This is a genomic window from Poseidonibacter sp., assembly GCF_041821165.1.
GTDB lineage: Bacteria > Campylobacterota > Campylobacteria > Campylobacterales > Arcobacteraceae > Poseidonibacter.
This window is the reverse complement of the sequence record NZ_JBGUES010000154.1, coordinates 1-5,616: the sequence shown is the minus strand read 5'-3', so window position 1 is coordinate 5,616 and position 5,616 is coordinate 1. Positions and strand designations below refer to the sequence as shown.

Sequence of the window (5,616 nt, the reverse complement as noted above, 5' to 3'; positions counted from 1 at the left end):
TATATTTTAAATTTGCATAAAAATACCGACCTGGGTCATTTAATAATACTCTATCTCCTCCTGATTCAACATATGTAACATCTTGATATGTATTTGTTGAAGCATAAGTTTTATCAAAAATATTATCAGCACCTAAACTAAGACCAATATTTTTAAAGATTTGATTATTATATTTTAAATTAACTAAAGCATATCCTGCTAACTTTTGCTCTTTTGCGTCTGCATCAAAACTATCCCAAGAATCAACTGCAATTACCTCAGCTGTATATTTTGATTTATTGCTTTCATAATTAAAGGCTATGTTTGTTTTTAATGGTGCTATTTCTGCTAAATCTTTATCACTATAATTTCCATCTTTTTTACCTCTTTGATAAGAAAGCCCATAATCAAAAGATAACTCATCAGTAAAATAGTAGAATCCACTAATATCTAAACCATATATTCTTGCATCTATATTTTCAAAGCTTGCTGTATTATAAATATAATCCTCTAACTTTGAATAAAATATTTTTGATTTAATATTAAAAGCTCCAATAGTTTTATCAAAACCTAAATCTATTTCATAGTTTTTTGTATCTTCTAAATTATTATTTGATGAACCATAATATAACTCTCTAGCATCTGGAACTCTTGATGACTTTCCAAGACCTGCAAAATATTTTGTATTTTTATCTACATTATAAGTAGCAAAAACATTTGCATTTAGTGAAGTGTATTTTTTATCAGTTTTAGAAATATTAAGTGAATCAATATCAGTATAATCATATCTAGAACCAAACTCTAAGTCTAATTTTCCAAATGTTTTTTCTACTATTGCAAATACTGCTTTATTTGTAGTATCAGTTGAAGATAAACTTGGTGCATTTGTAGACAAGTCATTATTATATTTCTGACCTTTCCAATTTCTTGTACTTGTATCTAAACCTAAAGTAAAAAGAGTATCCTCTAATTCTAAACTATTTTTGATTTTTGTTCCCCAAATTGATGACTTCATATGATTTGTTACATCTTTCATCATCATTGCATTATTTCTTAATCTAACACTCATTGGATGATCTACATTAGAGTAATAATAATCTAATTTTAACTCTTTTGATAAATCACCAAGATTTCTATGCGTATAAGCAATAGTATAGATATTAGAGTCATCATAATCAGCATCCATTGGTGTATTAGGATATAAAACATTATCACTTCTATTAGCTGTATATGATAAATCTATTTCAGAATTATCATTTACATTTATACTTGCTTTTGTTAATAAAGTCTTTTTCTCAAAAGCTTCTATGTCAGATTTTGAATATCTATTTGCAGTTGGGACATTTTTTTGTATTTGTTGCTCTAAGAAATCATTTCCATCTCCATCTTCATATTGATCACCTTTTTCAATAGATGTAGATATAAGGAACTTAAAACTATCAGTTCCCGCACTAATAGTTGCACTTGCTTTTTTATATCCAAAACTCCCAGCGTTTAAATTTACTTCACCCTCTAAATCTTTTGTAGGTTTTTTAGTATTTACTGTAACTTTCCCACTTAGTGTTCCAAAGTTTTCAACATCATAAGGACCTTCAATAACTTCAACTGATTGAATATTATTTGCTAAAACATGAGAAGTAACAGGATCCATTCTATTTGGACAAGCACCATAAATTTTCGCATTATCAATAATTACATTGATATTGTCTTTTTTTTGACCTCTTAAAATAATATCATTTGCAATACCACTTCTTCTAACAATTGAAATTGATGGGATATTTTTACTTAAGGCTTCAGCTAAATCTGCACTTTTAATCTCTTCATTACTAATATTTTTTACTATTTTTGTATTTACTTTTTGTGATACAGTTATTGTCTCTAAAGTATTAATTTCACTTGCATTTAACAATACAGCAGTTGTTATAAATGATAGTGTTATAACTTTTTTCATAAATTTTCCTTGTGTGAATAAATTTATGAATTATTACAAGCTCTTGTTAATTTACTGTTAATTAAAAGTTATTATTTATAAATTCTTTTGTTTCCATTTTTGTTTCTTCTATTTTTTGCGTATCCCATAATAATATTTTTCCCATAATATTACACAAGTTATCTACACATAAAAGAGATTTTTGTTTATCAATAAAACATAAAGAAACTCTTCTTGCTAAATAATCTATTGGCTTTTTTACATATTCATTTTTCATTGTATATATTACTTCTGCTTCTATAAAAGGTAAATCTTTATGTATTAATTCAAAAGCATTTTGCTCTTTTGCTAAATTAGCAATTGCAATTGCTCTATCTCCATAAAAAGTTAATAATGATTTTTTTGTTTCTTTAGATAAATCACTAGAATCTAATATTGACTCTACTACATGATTATTCATTTGAGAGCCAACTACTTTTAATTTTTTTGTTTTACAATTCTCTTTTTTGCTTAAATAATTGTTTTTGATTGTAAAATCAACAAGCTCTTCTGCCATTTTTCTATAAGTAGTCCATTTTCCACCTGCTATTGAAATTAAGCCATTATTTGATTTTATAATTTTGTGTTCTCTTACTAACTCTTGAGTATGTTTTTTATCTTCTTTTATTAATGGTCTTATTCCACTCCATGATGATAATATATCTTTATCTTCTATTTTAATATCAAAGTATTCATTTACATGATTTATTAAATAATCAATATCCTCTTTTGAAGCTTCTCGTGATGTTGTATAATCTACTTTGTTATCTGTTGTTCCTATTAAACAATGTTCTAAATATGGTAATACAAAAATCACCCTACCATCACTTGTTTTTGGAATTAATATTCCTTCATAATAAGGTAAAACTTTTTTATCAATAACTATATGAATACCTGAACTTAATTGCATTACCTCTTCACAGTTATTATCATCTATTTTTCTAATATTATCAACATTTGCACCACTTGCATTTATTATACAATTTGATTTAACTGTATATCTTTTATCTTCTAATTTATTATAGATTTCTAAGCCAGAAATTTTATTTTCTTTATCATATAAAAAAGATTTAACTTCATTATAATTTCTAGCTTCCAAACCATAATACTGGGCAGTTTGCAAAATAGCAATTACCATACGAGAATCTATAAATCTTCCATCATAAAAAGATATTGCACCTTTTAGATTTTCTTTTTTTATATTTGGTTGAGTTAAACTTAGAACAGTTTTATTAATATACTCATTATCTTTTATTTTTTTTGAACCGCTTATTAATCTATAAATAAGTAATCCTATATAAACATAAGCAATATCAAGCCATTTATAAATTGGAGTATCTAATTTTAATGTTTTTGCTAGGTGTGGTGCATTTTTTAAAAATAGATTTCTTTCACTTAGAGCTTCTTTTACAAGATTATATTGTGATTTATCAAACTGTTTTATTGCTTTTTCTAAATATCTAACCCCGCCATGAATCAACTTAGAGCTTTTGGAGCTAGTTCCTGATGCAAAATCATCTTTGTCTAGCAATAAAACTTTGTAGCCTCTTGTAGATGCATCTAAGGCAATTCCTGAACCCGTAGAGCCGCCACCAATGATAACCATATCATAAAATTCTTCAGCATTATCTTTCATAATATAACCTTTTATTTTATAATCTTAGTATATCATTTTTAAGAATATTTTCAATACTATGTCAAACGATATTTTTGTTTATATCAGATATAATAACACAAATAAAAAAGGAACTCATTTGGCTAAAATAACTTTAGATATTGATAATAAAGATATAGATACAGTTTTATTAATTTTAAATAATCTTAAAAGTGGACTTATCAATAATATAACAACAGATAAGAAAAATATTACTTCAAGTATTACAAATAAGAAGAATATAAAAAAACAAATACTAGAGGATGATTTTATACCAAAACCTGTATCAAATGGTAAATACCTATCTTCAAATGCCTATAAGCAAAAAATACAAAATAAAATAAAATAAAAGGATAAATATGCAAATACTAATATTTTCATTAATCATATTACTTATACTTGTATATGTAATTTATAAAATAAAAACTAGCTTTACAAAAAAAGAGTTATCTACTTTTCTAATTGTTATTGTTGTTATAATTGTATCTAGCATTTATTATAACCATCTAGATAACAATAGACTTCCTGATTCTTTTAAAGCTAAGTATCTAAAAGATAAAAATATTGAAATTGAAAAATTATCTATGAAACAAACAAATGTTGAAGTTTTAAGTAATTCTAAATCAATTTTCAAAATGATTTATATCATCAATAAAGATGGAAAAGATTATGTTTGTGAAGCAAATGATGTAGAAGTTTTAGAAATTGAAGATGAATTTATTTTTAAAGATTTCAAAGAAGAGTGTAAAATTAAGTAAACTTATTTTACCTCTTTTACTTATTTAGGCTCGCCAAAAGTATTAAACCATTTTAATTCAGATGGTAAGGTCTTCTCTTTTTTAACACTTTCTTTACTATCTAAGGTCATAGAAGAGAATATCTTTTGTGAATTACTTATTAAAAAAATTGCAATAGGAATAGCTATAATTACTAATAGTATTATAATTATTTTTTTGCGATATTTTTGTATTTCAATTGAATTGTTTTTTTTCATAAATACATTCTTACATACTTTTGTTTAATAGTATATTATGTATTTTTTACATAAAAATACTATAAACAGTAATATTTATTCTATGCAGGTTTAAATGATTTTGTTGTTTTACACACTTGTGGAAACATACAATTATCACAATCAGGTTTTACAGCTTTACAAATGTATCTACCAAATAATACCATTGCTTGATGAAAAATATGTAAATCATGTCCTTTTAGTTTTTTAACTAAATCAGCTTCAGTTATCTCAACAGTTTTTCCATCGCTTAAACCAAGTCTATGAGAAACTCTAAATACATGAGTATCAACAGCCATTAAATTTGCACCCTCAAACTCAATCATAAATACATTTGCTGTTTTATTTCCCACACCTGCTAATTTCATAAGCTCTTTTTGAATATGAGGAATATTTCCTTCGTAATCAGAAATAACACTTTGTGCCATTTTTATAATATTTTTAGCTTTATTATTAAAAAAAGAACATGATTTTAATAACTCTTTTACGTCATCTAATGAAGCATCAGCTAATTCATAAACGCTTGGATATTTTTCAAATAAAGCAGGTGTTATAATATTTACTCTTTTATCAGTACATTGTGCTGAAAGAATAATAGCTATTAATAACTCATAATCATTTTTATAATCAAGTTCTGTTACAGCATCTGAGTATTTCTCTACAAAAGCTTCTTTTATAATTTCTATCTCTTTTTTTGTTGCTTTTTTCATTTTATATCTTCTTAATTTTTTCTATTTCATCTCTTAATCTAATAGCTTCTTCAAAGTTTAAATCATGAGATGCTTTTTTCATTTGTTTATTTAACTCTATTAATATTTTTTTACGTTCAGCAGCTGGCATTTTTTCTACTTTTTCTTTTTTCCAAGCTAAGGCATCATACTCTTCAAGTTTTAAACTTTCATCAAGTCTTCTTTTTGTAGATTTTGGAGTTATTCCATGCTCTTTATTATATGCTTCTTGAATCTTTTTTCTTCTATTTGTTTCATCAATTGCATACTGCAT

Annotated in this window: 7 protein-coding genes; 2 read left to right on the top strand and 5 right to left on the bottom strand. The window is 25.2% G+C overall.

Features of this window, described 5'->3' with window-relative positions:
* The coding region (locus tag ACERKK_RS10645; protein ID WP_373773060.1) for a TonB-dependent receptor domain-containing protein at positions 1-1,930 on the bottom strand (1,930 nt) is incomplete at its 3' end.
* Positions 1,931-1,991: 61 nt separating this feature from the next.
* Positions 1,992-3,584: a glycerol-3-phosphate dehydrogenase/oxidase gene (locus tag ACERKK_RS10640; RefSeq protein WP_373773059.1), complete on the bottom strand. Its 1,593-nt coding sequence runs from the start codon at positions 3,582-3,584 to the stop codon at positions 1,992-1,994.
* Positions 3,585-3,702: 118 nt separating this feature from the next.
* Here ACERKK_RS10640 and ACERKK_RS10635 point away from each other — a divergent pair, with 118 nt between their 5' ends.
* Positions 3,703-3,951, top strand: coding sequence for a hypothetical protein (locus tag ACERKK_RS10635; RefSeq protein WP_373773058.1), 249 nt, complete (start codon positions 3,703-3,705; stop codon positions 3,949-3,951).
* A gap of 10 nt (positions 3,952-3,961) precedes the next feature.
* The gene (locus tag ACERKK_RS10630; RefSeq protein WP_373773057.1) at positions 3,962-4,360 is read left to right on the top strand and encodes a hypothetical protein; all 399 of its coding nucleotides are present in this window, start codon (positions 3,962-3,964) and stop codon (positions 4,358-4,360) included.
* Between the two features lie 20 nt (positions 4,361-4,380).
* Here the strand turns inward: ACERKK_RS10630 and ACERKK_RS10625 are convergent, their stop codons facing one another.
* The 3 genes from ACERKK_RS10625 to ACERKK_RS10615 all read right to left on the bottom strand — a co-directional run.
* Entirely contained in the window at positions 4,381-4,596 is a 216-nt protein-coding gene (locus tag ACERKK_RS10625) for a hypothetical protein (RefSeq protein WP_373773056.1), read from the bottom strand.
* A gap of 80 nt (positions 4,597-4,676) precedes the next feature.
* On the bottom strand, positions 4,677-5,324 hold the full coding sequence (gene nth, locus ACERKK_RS10620) for an endonuclease III (protein ID WP_373773055.1): 648 nt from the start codon (positions 5,322-5,324) through the stop codon (positions 4,677-4,679).
* Between the two features lies 1 nt (position 5,325).
* Positions 5,326-5,616 (bottom strand): UvrB/UvrC motif-containing protein (locus ACERKK_RS10615; protein WP_373773054.1); only part of this gene is annotated, 291 nt, incomplete at its 5' end.